The following is a 1259-nucleotide window of genomic DNA, read 5'->3' on the forward strand; positions in this document are numbered from 1 at the left end:
CCAACAAAAAACCACAAAATGCCGCTGATATTATCAATGCCAGTGCCAATGGTTTGGACAGCATTACAGGCTTCTTAGGATCCTTGATGGGCAAACCCAGTCCTTCCACTCCAACTTATGTGCCTGCTCCCGATCCTCCCCCCAAACCTTCGCTCTGGTTGATTGGAGGCGTCATTGGTGGAGTTGTCTTATTAATCGCCCTATTAATCTTTTTTAAGCATGGAAAATCCAACGAATAAAACACCCTTATTGGTCATTGGTTTGCTGCTCATTCTAGCCCTTGGCGGTTGGGCGGTTTGGGCGGTACTCCGTCCTAAAAAAGAAGAAGAGCCCACTGTTACCACCAAAAAAGAAACCGCTGCTTCAACACCAGCAGTTACAGGACGCAACAATGTCTCCAGTCAAAACACAGGTTTGACCAAAGAACAGATTGCCTTTTTATTTGGTCATAACAATTCTAGTTTTAACAGTGGCAACACAGGCAATGAAAACCAACCCAAACAAAAAGAGCCGCTTTACATCAAAGGCACTCGAGCACAAGCTTTGATTACTGCCAAAGCAGAGCATTTACAATCCAAAGTAGCGGTCATGGACATCATTCGTGCTAAATACGATATTGGCAGGGAGTTGATTAAATTCAACTCCGATACACAAAAAGCCATTGACCAGCTCTTTGATAAAGTATCTGGCGTGGACGTCCATTCGGATCCTGCCAAGCGTTATTTGACCTTCCCGATTTATGGCAAACACGAATCACAAGGACCTGCCCTAAGATCGGATTTACAAAAGCTCTTGGATAGGGGCTGGGAGGGCTTAAACCTCAGCAACAAACGAGATCCCACCATGCCTTGGTGGTTGCCCTCGGTGCAATTGAATTTGCTGCTAGGAACAACCGTTTCAACCACCATTAGTGCCGATAATATTTGGTGGTATTGGGGACAACGCAGCGAGTTGGACTTTTTTAAAGATTTTAATGGGCATCAAGTGGATGATCGTTGGTTGGTCAAAGTGAACGACAACGGCAAAGCCGCTTATCCTGCAGGGAATCTCTATACTTTTGTGCAGCGCTGGGTGGAAGCCATTGATCAGCTCAACAAAGTAACCGAATGGGAAGCCATCCGAACCTTAACCGCTCCAAGCTCCAAAGGGGGCGATGGGTGGCTGTTTACCTACCTGGATCCTGAGACAGGAACGGACTACAGCAAGAACTATGATCCGCAAGATAGTCGTACCAACGATGCCCTTGATCTTATTTTAAC

At 46.1% G+C, this 1259-nt stretch carries 2 protein-coding genes; both read left to right on the plus strand.

The features are described 5' to 3' along the window. The coding region (locus tag CG11_RS30500) for a hypothetical protein (RefSeq protein ID WP_197043950.1) at window positions 1-239 on the plus strand (239 nt) is incomplete at its 5' end. Beyond that, window positions 220-1259, plus strand: a 1040-nt coding sequence (locus CG11_RS26080) for a hypothetical protein (protein ID WP_156039908.1), incomplete at its 3' end; no start/stop codon positions are given. The genes CG11_RS30500 and CG11_RS26080, both read left to right, overlap by 20 nt.

It is taken from the genome of Aureispira sp. CCB-QB1, assembly GCF_000724545.1.
In the GTDB taxonomy this organism is placed as follows: Bacteria; Bacteroidota; Bacteroidia; order Chitinophagales; family Saprospiraceae; genus Aureispira.